Source organism: Sphingomonas sp. Root710, assembly GCF_001429065.1.
Taxonomy (GTDB): Bacteria; Pseudomonadota; Alphaproteobacteria; order Sphingomonadales; family Sphingomonadaceae; genus Rhizorhabdus.
In genome coordinates, this window is sequence record NZ_LMIB01000001.1 from 535,423 (window position 1) to 557,544 (window position 22,122).

General features: G+C 64.9%; 21 protein-coding genes. 12 read left to right on the forward strand and 9 right to left on the reverse strand.

Translation table 11 applies throughout. From position 1 onward, the window contains the following. Positions 1-12 precede the first annotated feature (12 nt). The 4 genes from ASE00_RS02465 to ASE00_RS02480 all read left to right on the forward strand — a co-directional run bounded on the left by ASE00_RS02465 (position 13) and on the right by ASE00_RS02480 (position 4,540). Positions 13-624, forward strand: coding sequence for an RNA polymerase sigma factor (locus tag ASE00_RS02465; protein WP_235538512.1), 612 nt, complete (start codon positions 13-15; stop codon positions 622-624). A gap of 79 nt (positions 625-703) precedes the next feature. After that, entirely contained in the window at positions 704-1,675 is a 972-nt protein-coding gene (locus ASE00_RS02470) for a FecR family protein (protein WP_056377515.1), read from the forward strand. Continuing rightward, complete coding sequence (locus ASE00_RS02475) at positions 1,641-3,938, forward strand: TonB-dependent receptor domain-containing protein (RefSeq protein ID WP_056377517.1); 2,298 nt, start codon at positions 1,641-1,643, stop codon at positions 3,936-3,938. Before ASE00_RS02470 ends, ASE00_RS02475 begins: the two co-directional genes overlap by 35 nt. 71 nt (positions 3,939-4,009) lie before the next feature. Continuing rightward, positions 4,010-4,540, forward strand: a complete 531-nt coding sequence (locus tag ASE00_RS02480) for a phosphatase PAP2 family protein (RefSeq protein ID WP_162256399.1) — start codon at positions 4,010-4,012, stop codon at positions 4,538-4,540. A 1,087-nt stretch (positions 4,541-5,627) separates the two neighbouring features. Here the strand turns inward: ASE00_RS02480 and arsC are convergent. The 8 genes from arsC to ASE00_RS02520 form a co-directional block, all read right to left on the reverse strand. Continuing rightward, on the reverse strand, positions 5,628-6,038 hold the full coding sequence (gene arsC, locus ASE00_RS02485; protein WP_056377521.1) for an arsenate reductase (glutaredoxin): 411 nt from the start codon (positions 6,036-6,038) through the stop codon (positions 5,628-5,630). Continuing rightward, entirely contained in the window at positions 6,035-6,742 is a 708-nt protein-coding gene (locus tag ASE00_RS02490) for an MIP/aquaporin family protein (RefSeq protein WP_235538513.1), read from the reverse strand. Before ASE00_RS02490 ends, arsC begins: the two co-directional genes overlap by 4 nt. After that, positions 6,735-7,067 carry an ArsR/SmtB family transcription factor gene (locus tag ASE00_RS02495; RefSeq protein WP_056377523.1) on the reverse strand — a complete coding sequence of 111 codons (333 nt, stop codon included), beginning with the start codon at positions 7,065-7,067 and terminating at the stop codon, positions 6,735-6,737. Before ASE00_RS02495 ends, ASE00_RS02490 begins: the two co-directional genes overlap by 8 nt. A 135-nt stretch (positions 7,068-7,202) precedes the next feature. Next, positions 7,203-7,373 carry a CsbD family protein gene (locus ASE00_RS02500; RefSeq protein WP_321163996.1) on the reverse strand — a complete coding sequence of 57 codons (171 nt, stop codon included), beginning with the start codon at positions 7,371-7,373 and terminating at the stop codon, positions 7,203-7,205. A gap of 117 nt (positions 7,374-7,490) precedes the next feature. Further along, the gene (locus ASE00_RS02505) at positions 7,491-8,258 is read right to left on the reverse strand and encodes a response regulator (protein ID WP_056379222.1); all 768 of its coding nucleotides are present in this window, start codon (positions 8,256-8,258) and stop codon (positions 7,491-7,493) included. A gap of 89 nt (positions 8,259-8,347) precedes the next feature. Further along, positions 8,348-8,857, reverse strand: coding sequence for a hypothetical protein (locus ASE00_RS02510; protein WP_056377526.1), 510 nt, complete (start codon positions 8,855-8,857; stop codon positions 8,348-8,350). Between the two features lie 66 nt (positions 8,858-8,923). Continuing rightward, positions 8,924-9,667 carry a Crp/Fnr family transcriptional regulator gene (locus ASE00_RS02515; RefSeq protein WP_056377528.1) on the reverse strand — a complete coding sequence of 248 codons (744 nt, stop codon included), beginning with the start codon at positions 9,665-9,667 and terminating at the stop codon, positions 8,924-8,926. Between the two features lie 131 nt (positions 9,668-9,798). Continuing rightward, positions 9,799-10,707, reverse strand: coding sequence for a LysR family transcriptional regulator (locus ASE00_RS02520; RefSeq protein WP_056377530.1), 909 nt, complete (start codon positions 10,705-10,707; stop codon positions 9,799-9,801). 157 nt (positions 10,708-10,864) lie between these two features. Here ASE00_RS02520 and ASE00_RS02525 point away from each other — a divergent pair, with 157 nt between their 5' ends. The 5 genes from ASE00_RS02525 to mmsB are packed head-to-tail and all read left to right on the forward strand — an operon-like array spanning position 10,865 to position 16,292. Further along, entirely contained in the window at positions 10,865-12,373 is a 1,509-nt protein-coding gene (locus tag ASE00_RS02525) for a CoA-acylating methylmalonate-semialdehyde dehydrogenase (RefSeq protein WP_235538514.1), read from the forward strand. Between the two features lie 47 nt (positions 12,374-12,420). Next, positions 12,421-13,566: an acyl-CoA dehydrogenase family protein gene (locus ASE00_RS02530; protein WP_056377532.1), complete on the forward strand. Its 1,146-nt coding sequence runs from the start codon at positions 12,421-12,423 to the stop codon at positions 13,564-13,566. Next, positions 13,563-14,615 (forward strand): enoyl-CoA hydratase/isomerase family protein, encoded by a 1,053-nt coding sequence (locus tag ASE00_RS02535; protein ID WP_056377534.1) that lies wholly within the window; start codon positions 13,563-13,565, stop codon positions 14,613-14,615. The genes ASE00_RS02530 and ASE00_RS02535 overlap by 4 nt, the downstream gene beginning before the upstream one ends. Positions 14,616-14,626: 11 nt before the next feature. After that, positions 14,627-15,400 carry an enoyl-CoA hydratase-related protein gene (locus ASE00_RS02540; protein WP_056377536.1) on the forward strand — a complete coding sequence of 258 codons (774 nt, stop codon included), beginning with the start codon at positions 14,627-14,629 and terminating at the stop codon, positions 15,398-15,400. 1 nt (position 15,401) lies between these two features. Further along, on the forward strand, positions 15,402-16,292 hold the full coding sequence (gene mmsB / locus ASE00_RS02545) for a 3-hydroxyisobutyrate dehydrogenase (protein ID WP_056377539.1): 891 nt from the start codon (positions 15,402-15,404) through the stop codon (positions 16,290-16,292). A gap of 31 nt (positions 16,293-16,323) precedes the next feature. Here mmsB and ASE00_RS02550 read toward each other — a convergent pair whose 3' ends face one another. Beyond that, complete coding sequence (locus ASE00_RS02550; protein ID WP_056377540.1) at positions 16,324-18,102, reverse strand: ABC transporter transmembrane domain-containing protein; 1,779 nt, start codon at positions 18,100-18,102, stop codon at positions 16,324-16,326. A gap of 194 nt (positions 18,103-18,296) precedes the next feature. On the opposite strand from ASE00_RS02550, the gene ASE00_RS02555 reads away from it, so the two are divergent. From ASE00_RS02555 to dgcA, 3 genes are read left to right on the forward strand one after another with little or no spacing between them, the layout of a single operon-like run. After that, entirely contained in the window at positions 18,297-19,517 is a 1,221-nt protein-coding gene (locus ASE00_RS02555) for a polyhydroxyalkanoate depolymerase (protein WP_056377542.1), read from the forward strand. Next, entirely contained in the window at positions 19,507-21,039 is a 1,533-nt protein-coding gene (locus ASE00_RS02560) for a hypothetical protein (protein WP_056377543.1), read from the forward strand. Before ASE00_RS02555 ends, ASE00_RS02560 begins: the two co-directional genes overlap by 11 nt. Continuing rightward, positions 21,039-22,037, forward strand: coding sequence for an N-acetyl-D-Glu racemase DgcA (gene dgcA / locus ASE00_RS02565; protein WP_056379226.1), 999 nt, complete (start codon positions 21,039-21,041; stop codon positions 22,035-22,037). Before ASE00_RS02560 ends, dgcA begins: the two co-directional genes overlap by 1 nt. Positions 22,038-22,122 lie beyond the last annotated feature (85 nt).

Below are 22,122 nucleotides of genomic sequence, written 5' to 3' on the forward strand. Positions count from 1 at the left end.
AGCGGCAATATAGTGGATGCGGACCAGTCGCGTGCGGTGCACATCGCACATCGGCCCGTTGAGCCATGCCCGGAATTTCGGGCCAGGAGGTCGGCCGTAGAGGATCAACAAGAGGACGCGGGCGGCCTGACGGCCGTACTAACAGCGAACCGACCCCAGCTCATTCGCTTCTTCACCAGCCGTACCGGGAGCCCGGCGGAGGCGGAGGACGTCGTGCAGGAAATCTGGCTGCATGTCGCACGCGCCGACACGGGGCCTGTCGCCAATCCGCTCGCTTTCCTGCATCGCGTGGGCATGAACATCGTGCTCGATCGCGTCCGCGAACGGCAGCGCCGCGCGAAACGCGAACAGGGCTGGTCCGATGTCGCTATCGAACAGCGGGGCGGGGAGGCCGCCGACGACAGGCCTTCACCGGAGGACATCGTCGATGGCCGTCAACAGGCGAGACGCCTGGCCGCCGCGATCGAAGCCCTGCCGGCAGGCGCGGCCCGCGTCTTTCGCCGACACAAGCTTGATGGCTTGAGCCACAGCGAAGTGGCGGCCGAACTGGGGATCACCCGAAGCGCTGTCGAGAAGCATATCGCAGTGGCGTTGCGGCATTTGCGCGAAGCGATGCAAAGATGAAATTCGTGGACTGGGGTGCTGTGCAGCCGGCGGCGTCAGGAGGAAAAGGGATGACGACGGCGATGAACGGGAGATCGAAATGACGAGCCCGGCCTCCGAGGAGGGCGATATCGCGATGCAGGCGGCCGAATGGCACGCCCGCCTCGACGCGCCTAACATGGACTGGGACGCCTTTGCCCTCTGGCTCGATGCCGATCTGGCCCATCGCGACGCCTATGACGCCATCGCGCTGCTTGACGCGGATATCGCCGATCAACGGGACGCCATCCTATCCACGCTTCCGGCCAATGACGGTGCCGATGATGGACATATCGCCGGTCCCGCGCGGGCACGCCGGTGGGCTAGTGGGGGCCTTGCTGCCGCCGCGGCGATCGCCGCCCTGATCGTGCCCCAGATGTCGACGTTCACGGCAGAGACGCTGGTCGCCTACCGTACCGGCCCTACCGAGACGCGTATGATCGACCTCGAGGATGGCAGTCATATCCTGCTCGATCGCAATTCGCGTCTCGCGCTCGCCGATGGTGCAGTGCCAAGGGTCGAGATGCAGGGTGGCGCCGCCTTCTTCGATGTCCGTCACGATCCCTCGCGCGCGTTCGTGGTCACGGCCGGAGACTATCAGGTCCGCGATATCGGGACCAAGTTCGATGTGGTGATGGCGCCCCAGGCGCTTGGTGTCGCCGTCAGCGAAGGCAGGCTGACCGTCGCCCCTAAGGATGGCGAGGGGACCGCCATAAAGGCCGGCCAGCGGATCGATGTGGCGACCGAGACCGGCGAGGGCGAGGTTCGGACGATTGCTGCAAGCAGCGTCGGATCATGGCGCAATGGTCAGCTTGTCTATCAGGATACGCCACTCGCTCTGGTCGCAACGGATCTGTCACGCTATGTGGGGCTCCTGGTTTCCGTCGACCCGGCGATCGGCGATCTGCGTGTTTCGGGGGTGCTTGCGATCGGTGATGGTTCTCGGCTTATTCAACAGATCGAGGCCCTGCTACCGATCAAAGCTGTCGTCTCGAAGGATGCGGTTCGTCTGGTTCGGAGCGGCGCTCGCTAGCCTTCCACTCACGACCCTGACCGCCGCACCGCGACGGATCGACATCCCCGCCGGCACGCTGCCCTCGGCCCTGACCCAATTGTCCAGCCAGACGGGGATCTCGGTCGGGCTGGCGGGCAATATACCCGCTCGCCCGACACGGCGCATTCGCGGCACGATGGAGCCAGAGGCAGCGCTCGGCAGATTGCTGCGTGGATCGGGGCTCAGAGCGGTACGCGCCGGGCCGGGGACCTGGCGTCTCGAACGTGAGGCACCGCCGGCGGCGGTTTCGGTCTTTGCTCCCGTTGCAACCGCCCTCGACGACATTGTCGTCACGGCCCGCAAGCGGGAAGAACGCCTTACCGATGTGCCCGTTTCGATCAGCGTCGTGCGGCCCGACATGGCGAGCGCGATGGCGGGACAGCGCGGTGTGCACGATGCGCTGGGTTTTGCCGAGGGAGCGTTCACGACCAATTTGGGGCCGGGACGTGACCGCATTTTTCTGCGCGGCGTCGCCGACAGCGCCTTCAATGGGTTGACCCAGTCGACCGTCAATCTCTATCTGGACGATGCTCGTGTCAGCTATGCGACGCCCGATCCGGATCTCCGGCTCGTGGACATCGATCGGATCGAGGTGCTTCGCGGGCCACAGGGGACGCTCTACGGGTCCGGCGCGCTCGGCGGCATCGTCCGGATCGTGCCCAACAAGCCCGATCTGAGCCGTTGGTCGGGAATGGCAGCGGCCGAGGGAAGCCAGGTCGCCCATGGCGGCTCCGGCGGCGCGATCGAAGCCGTGCTCAACGCACCCTTCATCTCCGATAAGCTTGCGTTGAGACTCGCGGCCTATGCCGATCAGGGCGGCGGCTGGATCGATGACGCCGGGCGCCGCAAGCAAAACGTAAACCGCAGTCGCCGCTTCGGGACCCGGGCCGCGCTTGGTTGGGAGGTGGTGGACGAATGGCATGTCGATGCCGGCATCACCGCACAATGGCTCAATGTCCGCGACAGCCAATATGCCTTCCGCCGCCTCGAGCGGACGACCGCGCGGGCGGAGCCGCACGACAATGACTTTCTCGCGGCCACGGCGACGATCCGGGGCAAGCTCGGATCGCTCGATCTCACATCGGCGACGGCCTATGTCACGCACGAGTTCAGCAGCATCTTCGATGCCACCACGCAGGCCAATGCGCGCGGCCTATCAGCCCCGCTTGCCTTCGAGGATCTTCGCCTTTTGCGGCTTGCGACCCAGGAGCTTCGCCTGAGCGATGGCGGCGCTTCGCGGCCCTGGGTAGCGGGGTTGACCTGGCTTCAGGCCGAAAATACCGTCCGGAGCAGCTTCCTGCCCGCGGAGCCTCCGGCTCTCTCCATATCTTCGCTCCACAATGACAGCATCGAGGCCGCTTTGTTCGGCGAGATCACCCAGCCTCTCGGCAGCGCCTGGTCGGTGACGCTGGGCGCAAGGGGCTATTACGCCCGCGTCGATAATGAGCAAAATGGCCAGGCGCGGCGCCGCGCGACCAAGACGGGGGTAACGCCGAGCCTGACGCTGTCCTGGCATCCGGACGCCCGGGATGTCGTCTGGCTGCGCTATGCGAGCGCCGTTCGACCCGGCGGCATCAACACCGATGGCGATCCGACATCCCGGACCTTCCGATCGGATGACCTCAAGAATATCGAACTGGGCTGGCGGCTGACGATGGCCGATGGGCGGTTCACGCTGAACGGCAGCCTGTTCGGTTTGCGCTGGGAGAATGTCCAGAGCGACATTCTGGGCGCGGACAGCCTGGTCCGCACGATCAATGCGGGAAGGGCGCGCAACTTCGGTGCCGAGCTTGGCGGAAAGCTTCGCTTCGCCTCCTTTGAGATCGAGGGCAATCTGACCGTTCAACATGCCCGGCTCTACCGGCCATCCGCCGCGGCAAGCGCCTTGGGCGATGACAACCGGCTGCCGGTTCTGCCAGATTATGCCGGTGGCTTGAAGCTGTCCTATGTGCGCTCCGCTGCCGGCATCGATACCCACTGGTTTATCAGCGCGCGCTACCTTGGCGCGGCGCGGCTGAGTTTCGATCCGACCCTCAGCCGGGCGATGGGCGACTATTGGGTCAGCGACGTTGGCCTCGAAGCATCGAGGGGCACGTGGAAGGCCGGGCTCACTGTCGCAAACCTGCTCGGCCAGCGCGAAAACAGCTTCGGATTCGGTAATCCGTTCACGCTGCGCAGCATCGAGCAGCGCACGCCGCTCCAGCCACGCACATTGACGGTGAGAATCCAGAAAAACTTCTGAGCCACACTGGGGTGGACCCCCTTGGGCGGCGTCCCCTTCCTGACAAGGGGAGGGACGCCATGCGGATCGGAATGACGGTTTTGATGTGCGGCTGCGTGATGGCAGCGGCATCGCCGGGTGAGGCACGATCGCTGCATCATTGGGATCAGGCTAGCAGCGTGACGGCGGATGCCATTGCCGCCCTCGCATTGGGTGTCCCGCTGATAAAGTCCGACGAGGCGGGCATGGCGCAGGCTGGCCTCAGTATGGTAGCTGGCACCGGCACCGCGTTCGCGCTGAAGTCGCTTGTCCACGAACGCCGGCCCGACGGCAGCGATCGTCACAGCTTCCCTTCGGGACATTCGAGCTTCTCCTTCGCTGCGGCTGCTTCGCTTGAGAACCGCTATGGCTGGCAAGCCGGTCTTCCGGCCTTCGCCTTAGCCAGCTTCGTCGGCGTCGCGCGTGTCGAGGCGAAGCGTCACCATTGGTATGATGTCGCAGCGGGGGCCGTGATCGGATCGGCGTCGGGTTTTCTGCTGACGCATCGCGCCAATCGTCCGGTCGATATCTCGGCCTGGGGCGGTGGGAGTGGAGGCGGGTTGGCGTTGACGGCCAGATTCTAATGTGATCGAACTTCCGCTGAAGTTGTCTGGTGTGCGACTAAGTTTGCGCGCAATTCCCAGTGTATCATCTCTCACTGCTTGTTCTAGAGCAAATGGATTAGCGATCAATCCGATCGTGAGGCGAAGGCCGCGCACATTCAACCGCTGAGACGACAGCTCTCATGTATCGATTCGCTAAAAGCTGCCAGTCCGCACCCGGCCAGCTTCTGACGTTCCCAGATGCCGGTCGGGCGAATGTTGAACGTCGGCTTCTGACAAGAGCCGCCGGTCGACACGTCGCAGGCGAACGGCAGCAAAGTCCCAAAGCCGGTCGTTCCCACCCCAGCCTGCCCAGCATGAACGAACGGCAGGTTTTGGGTGTCAGCAAGCGCAGGCTGAACGGCTGAAATTAGGGCGCCTAGCTGACATGACCGCCCGCTCGACAATGTCTGTGCCGAGCGGGCGTGCCAAGAAAGAAGTCTAAGCCTTGGGGCGCTTCCGCTTGGTTTTCTGACGTATCGCAGGCGGAGTGACCCCCGTCACGTCCCAGGGCATTGGATCGAGAAAATATTTTTCCCCAACTTCGCGAGGCATATCAGCAATGTCTATCTGCGCCGTCGCTTCCGCCAATCTCTTCGAATAACCCACCGCAATTTCCTTTTCTAACCGAGGGTCGACCCTCAGTTTGAGATTTACGGGTTGAGAAATTCGAGCTTAGACGGCCGCTTTGGCGCTGCTCTGGAGTGGTGCGTGCGGCGAGATTTTGGGGAGCATGGGTGGCCGTGAAATCGGATGCGCCCGCGACTGCCTACTTGATATCAACGATATGGATGAACCGACGGCTCCGCTGAGTGATCTATTTGAAGCCGGCAGGTCGCGCAGATGTTGCGGCTGAGCGGCAGGGACCGCAGGCGACCGCTCAAGCTCATGGCGGCGGTTATGACTAGGTTTATGGCGTCAAACTGAAAGTCGGAATTTCTCACGTAATATCAACGCTTTTTGGCGGCCTCCGTCTCCGCCAGAAATATCTGAAATCATTGTATTTTTGATCAGAGAGCGTCACGATCTCCCTCGCCGCATGCTATGGCGGACAGCTCGGCCGGGCCGATCAGCGACGGACGATTTCGCCGTCTTCCTTGGTGAACTGCGCCGGGGCATTTTCTAACAGATCCAGCACCAGTTCGGAGGGACGGCAAAGCTTCGTGCCTTTCGGCGTTGCGACGATCGGCCGGTTTACCAGGATGGGGTGCGCCAGCATCGCTGCGATGAGGGCGTCGTCCGTCACCGACGGCGCAAGAAGGCCCAGTTCGGCTGCGGGCGTGCCTTTTTCGCGGAGCAGGTCGCGTGGGCTTGCCTTCATGGCCGTCAGAAGTTGTTCGAGCAGAGGTCGCGTCCATCCGCTCTGGCGGTATTCGACGATCGTCGGCGCTTGTCCTGCGGCCTCGATCATCGCCAGCGCATTGCGTGACGTGCCGCAGTCCGGGTTATGATAGATCGTGACAGGAAAGGCCTGTGTCATAGCGGGCGATCCTTGTTGAAGAGCCAGGTGAAGAAGCGGAGCGCCGCCAGGGCGCCGGCAAGCTGCGCGGCGATGAACATCGTCACCGATTGCGGCGCTATCCCCGCGAAGGTGTCGGACAGGCTGCGGGCTATCGTCACGGCAGGGTTGGCGAAGGAGGTGGATGCCGTGAACCAGTAGGCGGCGGTGATGTAGAGACCGATGGCAGCGGGCGTAAAATCCGGCCGCGCGCGCTGTGTGCCAAGGATCGTCCCGATCAGGCCAAATGTGGCGACGAACTCGGCGAGGCCCTGCGGCGCGCCATCGCGCGTCTTCGCCGATATCTGCAGCAGGGGTTCGGCGAACATGGCGTGAGCCAGCCATACCCCGAATATCGCGCCCGCCATCTGGGCCGCCGCATAGAGGATCGCCAAATGCCAGTCGATCAGCCGCTGGGCGGCAAGCATTAGCGTGACCGCCGGGTTGAAATGTGCACCTGAAACGGGCGCGAATATTTGGATGAGCACGACGAGCCCGGCGCCGGTCGCGATGGTGTTACCGAGCAGCGCGAGCGCATCGTTTCCGCCCGCGAGCCGTTCGCCCATTATGCCGGATCCTACGACGATAGCGAGCAGCGCGGTCGTGCCGGTACACTCGGCCGCCAGCCGTTGTGTCAGGAGTGGGGTGCTGCTCATGGTGCAGGCGTCGGCTTGCCGCTCAGCCATCGCACATATTCAATTTCGCAAAAGGTCCGCAAACCTCCGGACGCCCGCCGCAGCAGTCAGCGACGAGATGATCGAGCAAAGCACGCATTGCGTCATAGTGCGCCGAATAGATGATCGAACGACCTTCGCGGCGCGATCGTACCAGCCCGGCATGGCTGAGGATGGCAAGATGTGCTGACAGCGTGTTCGGCAGGATCCCTATTTCGCGCGCGATCTCGCCCGCCGGCAGTCCTTCCGGACCCGTGCGGACGAGCAGGCGAAATATCGCGATGCGATGTCCATGCGCGAGTGCCGACAGCGACTCGACGGCCTTTTTTGATTCCATATTTCCAGAATAATCGAAATATTGGATTTGAGAAGACTGTTGTGCGGGAATCGGGCGCCGATGAAGGCAATGTGACGGTGAATGGCAAAAGGCCGTGCCGTTGCCGGCACGGCCTTTCGTTGAGCCTCTGCGGCGTCAGACGCGATTGATGACGCCCTTGACCTCACCCTTCGCCTTTTGCAGATCGCCCTTTGCTTCCTGGGCATCACCTTCGGCGCGGATATCCGGCCGATCGGTGGCGTCACCGATTGCGCGCTTGGCCTTGCCGATGGCCTCGTTGGCGTGGCCCTTGGCCTTGTCCAGCATCTCACCCATGTCGAACATCCTCTACTGTTTCAGCTGTTCGAAGAACGGTTCGCGCTTGTAGGATGTTCCTCCAAGATACTGATTTATATTATTTTCTGATCCGAAACGTTCCTTTGATCAGGCGGGAATTGCCGCGCGACCGAAAAACAGCGCCTGGCTGATCGCGGCCTTTACCGTCGAATGCTGAAACGGCTTGGTGATCAGAAAGGCGGGCTCGGGGCGATCCCCGGTAAGCAGCCGTTCCGGAAAAGCGGTTATGAAGATGACCGGCACGGCGAAGTCGCCCAATATCTCCTGAACTGCCTCCAGCCCGCAACTATCGTCTGCCAGCTGGATGTCGGCGAGAACGAGGCCTGGCCGCCGCGCGCGGGCGCTGGCGACGGCTTCGTCATGGGTGACGGCGATGCCGCTGACGTCATGGCCGAGATCGCGGACCAGCGTTTCCAGATCCATCGCGATCATCGGTTCGTCTTCAATGATCAGGACGTCGGTACTGGGCTGCCGCTCGATCTCCGCCAGCGCTTCCTGCGCCAGTTCCTCGACCGATGCGCGGTTGCAACCCATGAGATAGCCGGCGTCCTCAGGCGTGAACCCTTCCATCGCGGTCAGCAACAACGCCTGGCGCGACCGTGGGGTAATCCGGCTGAGGCGGCCGAGGCCGCCCGCACCATCCTCATCGGCGCGCGTGGCGTCCCATTGCCGGTTGAAAGCCGCATAGAGACCGAGGCGAGGATCGACGTCGCGCGGGAAATCGGCAGGTGCAGCGACGATCGTCTCCAGCGTCGCGCGGACGAAGCCGTCGCCCTCCGCCTGCGACCCGGTCAGCGCGCGGGCATAACGGCGAAGAAAAGGTAGGTGGGGAGCAAGTTCCTGGCCAAGCGTCACGGTCGTAAAATCCTCGATCATCGTTCAAACGCGAACGCGGCGCCGGTGCGTTGGTTGCACCGGCGCCGCGCATTCCGGCGGATGCCGGATCAGTTGCCGGGGGTGCGCGCGCCTACCGCTGCGCCGGCAGCGGCATTGCCGCTGACGGCAGCGCCGTTATTGAGCGCATTCGCCGTGTCGCGCTTTGTCTTGCGCGTCGCACGCTTGAGGTCGTTGGCGGCACTCCGCGTGGTCTGCTTCGCAGCGTCGGCGGTGCTGTTCACCGTGCTCGTCACGGAGCCGGTGCCAGGGGTCTGCGCGGTGAGACCGGCATTGGCCGAACCTGCCGTATTTGCGCCGAGACTCGTACCTGCGGCCTTCGTGCTGCTGTCCAGTGTCCCGGTAGCGCCCGCGCCGACCGAGCTGTTGCCGGTGCGCGGATTGACATCGGTGGAGGTGTCGAGCGCGGCGCTGCCGCCAAGGGTGGAGCCGATCGAGCCTGCGCTGCCGCCCAACGCACCACCGACGGTTCCGCCAACTGCGCCACCAAGCTGCGCCGAGACCGAAACCGACATCAGGCCGAGCGCGATCGCGGCGCTCGCAAACAACATCTTCTTCATGACATTCTCCTCCAGATTGAGATTGTTTCGCGGGTGTTCCCCCACTCACGAAGATAAAGCGGCGGCTTATGCCGCCACGGAATCGACCTCTCGCGGGTAAACCCCGGTGAGGATCGTTTCGAAATGCTCGCGGATCCGATGGTTGCAGTCGCAGGCGATCGCGCTGAGCCGATCGATGTCGAGGATCAGTATCCGGCGACGCCGCGATCCGACGATTCCAGCGGAACCCAGCTGGCGCAGCGACCGGTTGATAAAGCTGCGCCCGACGCCCAGCATCTCACCGAGCTGTTCCTGGGTAATGACGATCTCGTCACGGCCGATCCGATCGCGGGTGGCGATCAGCCAGCGGGCGAGGCGCTGGGCGATGGTGTGCGACGCGTTGCACGCCGCTGACTGGAACAGCTGGGCAAGCAGGCAGTCCGAATAGCGGGCGAGCCAATGGGCGATCGCCGGCGATTGGGCCTTGGCTTGCGCGAGGGCGCTGAGGGGTATGCGCAGGAAGCGGCCACCGAACTGGACATGGGCGCGGGCATAGGCGGGCAGGCGGCCGGTCGACACGATCCCGCCGACCGCGCCTTCACGGCCGATCAGCGCGGCATCGACCATATGGTTGGCGTCGGCCGCGACGACGAAGGATGCGGCGGCGGCGGATAACGGGAACCAGGCGAAGCGCACATCGCTTCCTGCTTCCTGCAATATCTTGCCGGCGTGGCACTCATGTACGGTGAACGAGGGCAGCAGCAGCGCGAGATCCTCGGGCTTCAACGCGGCAAGCAAACGGTTCTGCAAGGCTGTGTCTGTATCGACCATACTCAACTCCACAAAGTCGAGTTCCAAACGTTTCACCCCCGAATATGTTCACTGGGATACACAGCCGGAGGCAAAAAATTTCTGCGTCGAAACGGAATCCCGGCGTTTACCGATAGTTAGCGCTGATTACTTCAGCCCAGCTCACCTAACAGCTGCACGCGCTGGCGCTGGACGAGCGCCGACAGCCATTCGACGAACGCCGCGTTGCGCGGCAGATGCCGGTTGTCCTGATGCGTCACCAGCCAGAAGGAGCGGGTGATGACGATATCGGGCAGCAGCCGGACGAGATCGGGATCGCTGTCGCCGATGAAGCAGGGCAGCACACCAATCCCTGCGCCGGCCGCGATCAGGCGGTGCTGGGCGTTTATCGTCGACGACCGCAGTTGCGCTTCGATGCCAGGCCCGACTTCATCGAGATAGTTGAGCTCCGGCGAATAGAGGAGATCGGGGATATAGCCGATCATCCGGTGGCCGGCGAGGTCGGCGCTCGATTGGATCGCGGCGTGCTCCGCGACATAGCTTCGCGACGCATAGACACGCAGTCGATAGTCGGTGAGCTTCTTGGCGATCAGCGGACCGCGTTGCGGACGGGCGAGCAGGATCGCGACGTCGGCCTCGCGCCGCGACGGATCGAGAAAGCCGGTGTTCGCGGCAAGGTCGATCGAGAGGTGCGGATGCGCGGTCGCGAAGGCGCCGATATGAAAGGCGATCAGCCAGCTGCCAAAGCCTTCGGAAGTGCTGATCCGCAGCCGTCCGCGAATCTCCTCGCCGCTGGGTTGATCCCCGCCGCCGAGTATCGCGTCGGTCTCACGCTCGATCGCCTCGGCGCGCAGCAGCAGGCGGCGGCCGCTTTCGGTGAGGATATGCCCGTCACGGCCCTGTGCGAACAATGTCTGTCCACCCAGGCTGCGTTCCAGCCTGCGGATGCGGCGGCCGACCGTCGTCGCGTCGACATCCAGCTGGCGAGCAGCCATCGTCAAAAGGCCCGCCCGCGCTAGGGTCAGGAAAAATTGTAGGTCATCCCAACGAAGTGGCTGCATTTATGCAGCTATGTCCTGCACCGCGCGGGCTTGCAAGCGCCGCGTGACGGGCCGATGCACGAGGCGGTATCCGGCGGATGAGCCGCCGCAACATATCCGGCGCGATTGCCAGGTCATGGAGCAACCGTCCGTGACGCATCGCCCGAGGGAGAAGATCATGGCTACCCAGGTGCGCGATATCCCCCATTTCTTCGCTGACGGTTCGCCTACCGCCGCCGAGCGGTTCAGCGACGTGTTCGATCCCAACAGCGGCGGCGTGCAGGCGCGGGTCGCGCTGGGTAGCGCCGCCGATCTCGAAAAGGCGGTAGCGCTGGCAGAGGCGGCGCAGCCGGCCTGGGCGGCGACCAATCCCCAGCGCCGTGCGCGGGTGATGTTCAAGTTCAAGGAGCTGATCGAGGCCAATATGGACTCGCTGGCGCATCTCCTGTCGTCCGAACATGGCAAGGTGATCGCGGACGCCAAGGGCGACATCCAGCGCGGGCTGGAGGTGATCGAGTTCGCCTGCGGCATCCCGCATGTCCTGAAGGGCGAATATACGATCGGCGCGGGCCCGGGCATCGACGTCTATTCGATGCGCCAGCCGCTCGGCATCGTCGCCGGTATCACCCCGTTCAACTTCCCGGCGATGATCCCGATGTGGATGTTCGGTGTCGCCATCGCGGTGGGCAACGCCTTCATCCTCAAGCCTTCCGAACGCGATCCCTCGGTGCCGGTGCGTCTTGCCGAGCTGATGAAGGAAGCCGGTCTTCCCGACGGCATCCTCCAGGTCGTCCATGGCGACAAGGTGATGGTCGATGCGATCCTCGACCATCCCGAGATCAAGGCGGTCAGCTTCGTCGGCTCGTCCGACATCGCCCATTATGTCTATCAGCGCGGCGTCGCCGCCGGTAAGCGCGTGCAGGCGATGGGCGGGGCGAAGAATCACGGCATCGTCATGCCCGACGCCGATCTCGATCAGGTCGTCAACGATCTGGCGGGCGCGGCCTTCGGTTCGGCAGGCGAGCGCTGCATGGCGCTGCCGGTGGTCGTGCCGGTGGGCGAGGACACCGCCGATCGCCTCCGCGCCAAGCTGATCCCGGCGATCGAGGCGCTGCGCGTCGGCGTGTCGACCGACAAGGACGCACATTACGGCCCGGTCGTCACCGCCGCGCACAAGGCGAAGATCGAGAGCTATATCGACATGGGCGTGCGCGAAGGCGCGGAGCTGGTGGTCGATGGGCGCGGTTTCAGCCTGCAGGGTCATGAGAAGGGCTTCTTCGTCGGCCCGACGCTGTTCGACCATGTGAAGCCCAGCATGCAGAGCTATCAGGAGGAGATTTTCGGCCCGGTCCTCCAGATCGTCCGCGCCGCCAATTTCGAGGAAGCGGTCGCGCTGCCTAGCCAGCATCAATATGGCAATGGCGTCGCGCTGTTCACCCGCAACGGCCATGCCGCGCGTGAGTTCGCGGCGCGGGTCAATGTCGGCATGGTCGGCATCAACGTGCCGATCCCGGTGCCGGTCGCCTATCATACCTTCGGCGGGTGGAAGCGCTCGGCGTTCGGCGACACCAACCAGCACGGCATGGAAGGCGTGAAGTTCTTCACCAAGGTGAAGACGATCACCCAGCGCTGGCCCGATGGCGGCGCGAGCGACGACAGCGCCTTCGTCATCCCGACGATGGGGTGAGGCGATATTCCTCCCCTTTGCGGGGGAGGAATTGCTAGGAACAGCGCATGACCGACCAGTTCGACCTGACCGAAGAACAGCGCGCGATCCAGGAGATGGCGCAGAAGTTCACTGCCGATGCGATCACCCCCTTAGCCGGCGAATGGGATGAGCATCACATCTTCCCGCGCGAGACGATCGAGGCGGCGGCGGCGCTGGGCTTCGGCGGCATCTACGTTTCCGAGGACGCCGGCGGCATCGGTCTTGGCCGGCTTGAGTCCGCGCTGATCATGGAAGCGATGGCCTATGGCTGTCCCTCCACATCCGCATTCATCTCGATCCACAATATGGCCGCGTGGATGATCGACCGCTTCGGCGCGGACGATGTGAAGGGTCGTTACCTGCCCGCGCTGGTCGCGTGCGAGAAGATCGCTTCCTATTGCCTGACTGAGCCCGGTGCGGGATCGGACGCCGCCGCGCTGAAGACCCGCGCGGTGCGCGATGGCGACGACTATGTCGTCAGCGGATCGAAGGCGTTCATCTCGGGCGGCGGCCAGAACGAGGTCTATGTCGTGATGGTTCGCACCGGCGAGGACGGCCCCAAGGGCATTTCCTGTCTGGTGATCGACAAGGACATGCCGGGCGTCAGCTTCGGCGCGCAGGAGAAGAAGCTGGGCTGGCATTCGCAGCCCACCGCGCAGGTCAATTTCGACGAGGTCCGTGTGCCTGTCGCCAACCGCGTCGGTGCGGAAGGCGAGGGGTTCCGCATCGCCATGGCCGGGCTCGACGGCGGGCGTCTCAACATCGGCGCCTGCTCGCTGGGCGGTGCGCAGCGCTGCCTCGACGAGGCGGTGAATTATGTGAAGGAGCGAAAGCAGTTCGGCCAGCCGATCGCCGATTTCCAGTCGACCCAGTTCACCCTGGCCGACATGGAGACCGAGCTTCAGGCGGCGCGTATGCTGCTCTACACCGCGGCGGCGAAGGTGACCGCCAACGCGCCCGACAAGACCAAATTCGCCGCCATGGCCAAGCGTTTCGCCACCGACACCGGATCGTCGGTGGTCGACCGCGCGTTGCAGCTCCATGGCGGCTATGGATATCTGCAGGATTACCCGATCGAGCGCTTCTGGCGCGACCTGCGCGTCCACCGCATCCTCGAAGGGACCAACGAAATCATGCGGATGATCACCAGCCGCGATTTGCTGCGCCAATGACCGATGACGTCCTCATCTTTGTCGAGGGACGTACCGGCCGCATTCGGCTGAACCGCCCGAAGGCGCTGCACGCTCTTAATCACGAGATGTGCACCGCGATGATCGCGGCGCTGATCGACTGGGCCGCCAATGACGCAATCGATCTCGTGATGATCGACCATGCCGAGGGCCGGGGCTTCTGCGCGGGCGGGGACATCAGGGCGATCGCCGAGAGCGCGGCGGTGGGGGGAGAGGCGGCACGCGCCTTCTTCCATGAGGAGTATCGCCTCAACCATCTGCTCTTCACCTATGTCAAGCCGACGATCGCCTTCATGGACGGGATCACGATGGGCGGCGGCGTCGGCATCTCGCAGCCCTGTTCGATCCGCGTCGTCACCGACCGGACGATGTATGCCATGCCTGAGACTGGCATCGGCCTGTTCACCGATGTCGGTGGGGGGCGCTATCTGTCGCGGATGCCGGGGCGCACCGGACAATATGTCGGGCTGACAGGGGCGCGGCTCAATGGCGCTGAATGCCTCGCGCTTGCGCTGGGCAGCCATTATGTCGCGGGCGACGATGTTGACGCGCTCAAGGCCGCGATCCTGGGCAATCCCAAGGCGGCCGATGCCGCGCTGCGCAGCGCGGTGAGCCCGATCCCGGCCGCGCCGATCCTCGATCGACGCGTGGAGATCGACCGGCTGTTCGCCTCGGATCACTATGAGGACATTCTCGCGGCGCTGGCCGCCGATGGCGGTGAATGGGCGCTGGCGACGCTTAAGGCGCTCGAAGGCAAATCGCCGCAATCGTGCAAGGTGGTGCTGCGTCTTCTGGCGGAGGCCGCGAAGATCGATGATTTCGCCGTTGAGATGAGCAGGGAATATGCGCTAGCCGCCCATGTCATCGCGCGCCCCGATTTCGTCGAGGGTGTGCGTGCGCTGATCGTCGACAAGGACAATGCGCCGCGTTGGAATCCCCCAACGCCGGAGGCGGTCAGCGAAGCTGAAATCGACGCGATCTTCGCGCCGCTCCCGCCTGCCGAGGCCTGGACGCCTCTGCCCAACGCCTGAAAGGTTCGCCCATGTCCTATGAAACCCTCCTCGTCGAAACCCAGGGCGCGGTGACGATCATCCGCCTGAACCGGCCCCAGGCGCTCAACGCGCTGAATTCGCAGGTGCTGGCCGACCTGATCGACGCCTTCGCCAAATATGACGCAGATCCCTCGCAGCGCTGCGCGGTGCTGACCGGCAGCGAGAAGGCCTTCGCGGCGGGCGCGGACATCAAGGAGATGCAGGCCAAGGGCTTCGCGACGATGTACGCCGAGAATTTCTTCCAGGGGTTCGAGAAGGTCACCGCCACGCGCAAGCCGTGGATTTCGGCGGTCGCGGGCTTTGCGCTGGGCGGCGGCTGCGAACTGGCGATGATGGCGGACATCATGATCGCCGCCGACACTGCCAAGTTCGGTCAGCCCGAGATCAAGCTGGGGGTCGCCCCCGGCATGGGCGGGTCGCAGCGCCTGACCCGCGCGGTCGGCAAGTCGAAGGCCATGGACATGTGTCTGACCGGGCGGATGATGGATGCCGCCGAAGCCGAGCGCGGCGGCCTGTGCAGCAAGGTCGTGCCCGCCGCCGAGCTGATGGACGAGGCGCTCAAGATGGCGACCCTGATCGCCGGCATGCCGCCGCTCGCCGCGCTGGCCAATAAGGAGATGGTCAACGCGGCCTTCGAAACCGGCCTGGCGATGGGTCTCGTGTTCGAGCGGCGTCTGTTCCACGGCCTCGCGGCCACCGAAGACAAGGCCGAAGGCATGACCGCCTTCGTCGAGAAGCGTCCGGGCAACTGGACTGGGAGATAATATGGCAACGGTCGGTTTCATCGGGCTCGGCAATATGGGCGGCGGCATGGCCGCCAACCTGGCCAAGAAGGGCCATGACGTGCGCGCTTTCGATCTGTCGAAGGATGCGCTGGACAGGGCGGTGGCGGCGGGATGCCTCGCCGTTGGCTCGGCGGCCGAGGCGGTCGCCGACGCCGAGTTCGTCGTGACGATGCTGCCGGCCGGCCAACATGTCCGTGCGGTCTATGAAAACGAGATCTTCGGCGCGGTGCCCGCCGCTGCGTTGCTGCTCGATTGTTCGACGATCGACGTCGGTACCGCCAAGGCGGTGGGCGCGGCGGCGGCGGCCAAGGGGCTGGCGATGGTCGATGCGCCGGTGTCGGGCGGCATCGCCGCCGCCAATGGCGGGACGCTGACCTTCATGGTCGGTGGTAGCGCCGAGCATTTCGCCCGGGCCGAGCCGCTGCTCGCGCTGATGGGCAAGGCGGTGATCCATGCCGGCGCCAACGGTTCGGGGCAGGCGGCGAAGATCGTCAACAACATGATCCTCGGCGCGACGATGGTCGCGACCTGCGAGGCCTTCGCGCTCGCCCAGAAGCTTGGCCTCGATCCGCAGACCTTCTTCGACATCTCGTCCAAGGCGAGCGGCCAGAGCTGGTCGATGACCAGCTATTGCCCGCTGCCCGGCGTCGGCCCGGAAACCCCGGCCGACCGCGACTATGAGGGCGGTTTCGCGGCGGGGCTGATGCTCAAGGACCTCAAGCTCGCGGTCGAGGCGGCGCAGGGCGTCGGGGCAAGCGTGCCGATGGGCGGTGCGGCCGAGCATCTTTATCAGGCGTTCGCCAATCTCGGTGGCGCGGGGAAGGACTTCTCGGCGATCATCAAGCTGCTCGACGGCAGCTTCAAAGCGTAGCGAACCTCCCCTCCCTGTCAGGGAGGGGAAGTTACGCCGTCACATCCTGAAACTGGAGACGCGCCAGGCGGGCGTATAGACCCTCTTGTGCGGTCAGGCTGGCGTGGGTGCCCTGTTCGACAATGCGGCCCTGATCCATAACCAGGATACGATCTGCGGCGCGAACGGTGGCGAGGCGGTGGGCGATGACGATTGTCGTCCGGCCCTTCATCAGCCGGTCGAGCGCATCCTGCACCAGCTTCTCGGATTCGGCGTCGAGCGCCGAGGTTGCCTCGTCGAGCAGCAATAGCGGCGCGTCACGCAGCAGCGCACGGGCGATGGCGAGGCGCTGACGCTGGCCGCCGGACAGCCGCGCACCCGCTTCGCCGAGGAAGCTGTCGAGGCCATCGGGGAGCGCACGCAGGAAGGCGGCGGCGTTAGCGGCCTCCGCGGCGGCCCAGATGTCGTCGTCATCGGCGTCCCAGCGGCCATAGCGCAGGTTGTCGCGCGCCGATGCGCCGAAGATCACCGTGTCCTGCGGCACCACCGCCAGCCGCGCCCGGACGTCGCCCGGATCGGCATCGGGCAGGGCGACGCCGTCGAGCCGGATCACGCCCGACTCGGGATCATAGAAGCGCTGGGCAAGCTGCAGGATCGTCGATTTGCCCGCGCCCGACGGGCCGACAACGGCGACCACCTCACCGGGCTGGACGGTGAAGCTGACATCGTCGAGCGCGCTGACGTCGGGCCGGGTGGGGTAGCGGAAGCCGACATGATCGAACTCGAGCAGACCTCGGGGCGGCTGCGGCAGCGCCACGGGATGCGCGGGCGCGCGTATTTCAGGTTCGGCAGACAGAAGTTCGGACAGCCGCGCCGCAGCACCTGCCGCGCGGACGATATCGCCATAAACCTCGGCCAGTGCGCCGAACGCGCCCGCGACGAGCCCGCCGGTCAGGATGAATGCCGCGATCGAGCCGCCCGACAGCCGTCCGGCGGCAACATCCACTGCGCCCTGCCACATCACCATCGTGATCGATCCGAAGATCAGGCCGATGATGATCGCGGTCATCACCGCGCGGACGCGGATGCGCCGCCGCGCGGTCAGGAAGCCTTCGCCGACCACCTCTGCGAAGCGTTCAGCCTCGCGGGCTTCCTGGCCGAAGCCCTGGACGATCTTCATCGCGCGCAGCGTTTCCGAGACGGTCGCGCCGACATCGGCGATGCGGTCCTGGGTGCTCTTCGACAGATTGCGCAGTCGCCGGCCCATGAAGATCACCGGCAGCATGACCAATGGAATGCCGAGCAGCAGCATCCCGGCCAGCTTGGGCGCGATCGCGAAAAGATAGATCACCCCGCCGATCGCCAGTACGATGTTGCGGAGCGCGACCGAGACGGTGGTTCCCACGACCTGCTCGATCACCGCGGTATCAGCGGTCAGGCGCGACGCGATTTCCGACGGGCGGTTCTCCTCGAAGAAGCGCGGGGCCAGGCGAAGCAGGTTTTTTTGCACCGCAACGCGGATATCGGCGACGACGCGCTCGCCCAGCCAGGACACGAAATAAAAGCGCAGCGCGGTGGCGAGCGCGAGGACGAGAACGATGATCAGCAGATAGCGGAAATAGGGCCCGACGTCGCCGCGCGAAGCGATGAAGCCCTTGTCGATCACCAACCGGAAACCGCCGGGAATGGCGAGTGTCGCGGCGGCGGCGACGACCAGTGCGCCTGCGGCGGCGGCGATCCGTCCCGGATAGGCTCGGGCGAAACGCCAGATCATCGCCAGTTCGCCGATCTTGCGGGCGGGGGCCTCCGGAGAGTCGTTCTTCTTCGCCATCGCCCGCGCCCTAAAGCGTGGCGGGCGAAAGGGAAAGCGCTTTGCGCGCACCCGAGAGCGCGATGTCTTTCACCTTATGGCAATCCGCCGATGCTATCCCCACATCGTTCATCGGAGCGCGGTTGCATCCTTCTCATTGCGCGATGCACCATTTTGGACGTAAAGCCGGGGGCGGGGTCGGTTGGGAGAAGCGTGTGCTGTACAATGTCTATGAGGTCCAGCGTTCGTGGATGTCCGCGGCCAGCGCCTGGGCGGATCTGAGCGGACAATGGCTCAAGAACCCGCTCAACCCGATGTCCTACGGCACGATGGCGCCGATCATGGCGTCGGGACTCGACGTGTTCGCCCATGCTTCGGCCTCGCGCGGCAAGCCTGATTTCGGGTTTACCGAGGTGGAGGTGGACGGCAAGATGGTGTCCGTCACCGAGGAGATCATCCTTCGCAAGCCCTTCGGCCAGCTCAAGCGCTTCCGCCGCAAGGGGATCACCGGACAGCCGAAGCTGCTGATCGTCGCCCCGATGTCAGGCCATTATGCCACGCTGCTGCGCGGCACCGTCGAGCGGATGATGACGCATCATGACGTCTACATCACCGACTGGCGCGACGCCAAGCTGGTGCCCGTCGGCGAGGGGCGCTTCGACCTCGACGATTATATCGATTATCTTATCGCCTTCCTCGAGAAGATCGGCCCGGGCACGCATATGCTCGCGGTCTGCCAGCCCTCGGTTCCGGCGTATGCTGCGACCGCAGTGATGTCCGCCGACAAGAATCCCTGTCGCCCGGCGACGCTGACGATGATGGGCGGCCCCGTCGACACGCGCGAGGCGCCGACGGCGGTCAACACCGTGGCGACCCAGCGACCGCTCGCCTGGTTCGAGCAGAACGTCATTCACACCGTCCCGGTCTTCTATCCAGGTGCGGGGCGAAAGGTCTATCCGGGCTTCCTCCAGCTGTCGGGTTTCATGGCGATGAATCTCGGCAACCACCTCGTCAGCCACTGGAGCATGTTCAAGCACCTGGTCGATGGCGACGAGGAGAGCGCGGATTCGACCAAGGCTTTCTATGACGAATATCGCTCGGTCTGCGACATGACCGAGGAGTTCTATATCCAGACGATCGATGCGGTGTTCCAGCGCCACCTCTTGCCGCGCGGCGAGTTCCTGCATCGGGGACGCAAGGTCGATCCGGGTGCGATCACCGATGTCGGCCTGCTCGCGATCGAAGGCGAGCGCGATGATATTTCGGGCCTTGGCCAGACCAAGGCCGCGCTGACCCTGGCGACCGAACTGCCCGATGCGAACAAGAAATATCTGATGGCGGAGCGGGTCGGCCATTACGGCATCTTCAACGGCCGCCGCTGGCGTGAGCAGATCGCTCCGGTGGTCGACGAGTGGATTGCGGCGCATGCGCGCTAGGGCTTTCGCCCTCGCACCCATCATCGCGCTGACGCTTTCGCTCGGTGCGCCTCTCCAGGCGCAGGCAGCGGACGCATCCGCTGATCTTCCGGCAGCGATCGGAAAGGCGCAGGAGGCCGCATCGCGCGAAGATTGCGCTGGGGTGCTCGCGGCGCTCGATCCGGTCGTTCCCGGTCTTGGCGCGGGCGGAGACCGGGACGCCGTCCAGCGGATGCGCCTCGTCTGCCTCGGTGCCGAAGGGCGCGCGGGCGATCTGTCAGCGGTCCAGCGCGAACTGGCGCAGACCATGCCCCGCGACGGGCTGGTGAAAGCGTTTGGGGCGCTCATCGCCGCTGATGAAAATCGCTTCGCAGATGCGGCGGAGCAGATCGCCGTCCTTGCCGACACATCGCCCAAGGCGCTGAATATCCTCACGGGGGCGTCGGTACGGGCCATTTCGATGCGTCTTGACGAGACCAAGGCGCGCGAGGCGCGCGATCGCATGCTCATTGCGCTCGCTCGCGCCGACTGGGAACCGTCGGACATTCCCGAACTGCGGATCGGCTTTGCCGAGGGCGCGATCGGGGCGCTGATCGACAAGGGTGAATCCGTCGAGGCCGAAGGCCTGCTGGAACGGATCGATCAACCCGAAATGCTGTCGTCGATGGCCGTCGACCGCCATTATGCGAAACTCTGGCCCGCGCTGGAGGCGCGGCTCGGCCCGGCAAGCGGGACATCGGTGGATCGTTTCGCACGCGACAAGCTCTCCGTCTATGCCAGCACCCCCGATTCGGAAGTCGCGCTGCGCGACGCGGTCAACGCCATGTTGCTGCTCGGCCGCTATCAGGATGTGCTCGACATGAGCGGCGATATTCGCGTCGCCGAGGGCATGAGCCGTGATGCGGTGCGCACCGTTCTCTATCGGGCGCGGGCGCTGGCAGCGCTTCGCCGCAATGACGAGGCCGATGCGCTGCTCGGCGGCTTCACGACACTGGACTTGCGGCGCGCGCCGACCGCGTCGACCGCGCTGGTGAGCTATGCCGAGTTCCTCGATGAGATCGGCCGGCCCGCCAAGGCGCTGACCGTTGCTCGTAATACGCTGGCGCAGGCAGGCGGGCTCCTGACCGATCTCGGTAAGCGCTGGCTGGATCGCACCGCTGTCTGCTCGCTGATGGCGCTGGGCCGGACCTCCGAAGCGAACAGTGCGATGGACGCGTTGAAAGGGATGGCGGATCAGAATCAGCCCGCAGTGATTGAGGCGCTGCTCTGCGCGCATCGTTCGGTCGAAGCTTCGCAGATCGCGATAAAAGCCTTTCAGGACAATGATGTGGCGAGTGATCTGGTGTTGCAGTTCCAGCCGGGCCCGTCATTATGGGCCCCCACGCCGTCCCGCCTTCGCGACCTGTGGAGTGGTTTCATGACGCGGCCGGAGGTGAAGGCCGCATTCGATCGTAAGGGCCGCATCCTCCCGCGCAACCTGTGGCCCGGTTCCGCGCCGCGCACGATCCCCCGCCAGCCGGCCAACGGAGCGTCGCTCACCTGATGGCGGTGCGCGCGGGGCCGAAGCTTAAGGCGCGGATCGAGACCTGGCCGGTGGCGGGCAGCTTCGTCATCGCGCGCGGTGCCAAGACCCATGTCGATGTGGTGACCGTGACGATCAGTGATGGCGTCCATAGCGGGCACGGCGAGGGGACCGCGATCTATTACCATGGCGAGAGCGCCGAGAGCGTGCTGGCGCAGGCTGCGGCCATGGCCGAAGACATCGCCCGCGGGATCGAGCGGGCCGATCTGCTGCGGCAGATGCCGCGCGGGGCGGCGCGCAACGCCATCGACTGCGCGCTGTGGGACCTCGAAGCTAAGCGCGAGGGGCGTCCGGTCTGGTCGCTCGCGGGGCTGGCGCCGCTCGTGCCGCTGCAATCGGCGTTCACCATTTCGCTCGGCGCGCCCGAGAAGATGGAGGAAGATGCGCGCAAGGCTGCGCGCATCTATCCGTTGCTCAAGCTCAAGCTGGCCGGGGAGGGCGATATCGAGCGGGTGGCGGCCGTGCGCTGCGGCGCGCCCGATGCCCGGCTGATCGTCGACGCCAATGAGAGCTGGACGGGACGCGACGTCTGCGCCGAGGCCGCGGCGCTGCTTCCTTACGGGGTCGAACTGATCGAACAGCCTGTGAGGGCAGGCGAGGATCATCTGCTCGACGGCGTGGTGTCTCCCATCCCGCTATGTGCTGACGAAAGCTGCCAGGATCGCGCGGATCTCGACCGCTGCCGCGGACGTTATGATGCGATCAACATCAAGCTCGACAAGGCTGGCGGACTCACCGAGGGACTGGCGCTGGCTGCCGCGGCGCGCGACGCCGGGCTCGAGCTGATGGTCGGTTGCATGCTTTCGACCTCGCTCGGCATCGCGCCCGCCATTCTCGTCGCACAGGGCGCGCGCTGGGTCGATATCGATGGGCCGCTGCTGCTTGGCGCGGACCGGCCCGATCCGGTACGATTCGAACGCGGGGTCGCCTTTCCCGCGCCGGCGAGCCTCTGGGGCTGATCAGGACGCTTCCGGCATTGCTTCCCTGATCGGCGGGCTGATAGACTGGCGGATATCGGTGGTTTTCGACGGTCGAACGAAGCTC

Excerpts from the sequence above, each read along its gene's own strand:
- ASE00_RS02510 (WP_056377526.1), bottom strand. The coding sequence starts at position 8,857 with ATGAAGAAGATGTTGTTTGCGAGCGCCGCGATCGCGCTCGGCCTGATG.
- ASE00_RS02540 (WP_056377536.1), top strand. The coding sequence starts at position 14,627 with ATGTCCTATGAAACCCTCCTCGTCGAAACCCAGGGCGCGGTGACGATC.
- ASE00_RS02550 (WP_056377540.1), bottom strand. The coding sequence starts at position 18,102 with ATGGCGAAGAAGAACGACTCTCCGGAGGCCCCCGCCCGCAAGATCGGC.
- ASE00_RS02470 (WP_056377515.1), top strand. The coding sequence starts at position 704 with ATGACGAGCCCGGCCTCCGAGGAGGGCGATATCGCGATGCAGGCGGCC.
- ASE00_RS02500 (WP_321163996.1), bottom strand. The coding sequence starts at position 7,373 with ATGCTGGACAAGGCCAAGGGCCACGCCAACGAGGCCATCGGCAAGGCC.
- ASE00_RS02495 (WP_056377523.1), bottom strand. The coding sequence starts at position 7,067 with ATGGAATCAAAAAAGGCCGTCGAGTCGCTGTCGGCACTCGCGCATGGA.
- mmsB (WP_056377539.1), top strand. The coding sequence starts at position 15,402 with ATGGCAACGGTCGGTTTCATCGGGCTCGGCAATATGGGCGGCGGCATG.
- ASE00_RS02530 (WP_056377532.1), top strand. The coding sequence starts at position 12,421 with ATGACCGACCAGTTCGACCTGACCGAAGAACAGCGCGCGATCCAGGAG.
- dgcA (WP_056379226.1), top strand. The coding sequence starts at position 21,039 with ATGGCGGTGCGCGCGGGGCCGAAGCTTAAGGCGCGGATCGAGACCTGG.
- ASE00_RS02535 (WP_056377534.1), top strand. The coding sequence starts at position 13,563 with ATGACCGATGACGTCCTCATCTTTGTCGAGGGACGTACCGGCCGCATT.
- ASE00_RS02490 (WP_235538513.1), bottom strand. The coding sequence starts at position 6,742 with ATGGCTGAGCGGCAAGCCGACGCCTGCACCATGAGCAGCACCCCACTC.
- ASE00_RS02475 (WP_056377517.1), top strand. The coding sequence starts at position 1,641 with ATGCGGTTCGTCTGGTTCGGAGCGGCGCTCGCTAGCCTTCCACTCACG.
- ASE00_RS02520 (WP_056377530.1), bottom strand. The coding sequence starts at position 10,707 with ATGCAGCCACTTCGTTGGGATGACCTACAATTTTTCCTGACCCTAGCG.
- ASE00_RS02515 (WP_056377528.1), bottom strand. The coding sequence starts at position 9,667 with ATGGTCGATACAGACACAGCCTTGCAGAACCGTTTGCTTGCCGCGTTG.
- ASE00_RS02525 (WP_235538514.1), top strand. The coding sequence starts at position 10,865 with ATGGCTACCCAGGTGCGCGATATCCCCCATTTCTTCGCTGACGGTTCG.
- ASE00_RS02480 (WP_162256399.1), top strand. The coding sequence starts at position 4,010 with ATGACGGTTTTGATGTGCGGCTGCGTGATGGCAGCGGCATCGCCGGGT.
- ASE00_RS02560 (WP_056377543.1), top strand. The coding sequence starts at position 19,507 with ATGCGCGCTAGGGCTTTCGCCCTCGCACCCATCATCGCGCTGACGCTT.
- arsC (WP_056377521.1), bottom strand. The coding sequence starts at position 6,038 with ATGACACAGGCCTTTCCTGTCACGATCTATCATAACCCGGACTGCGGC.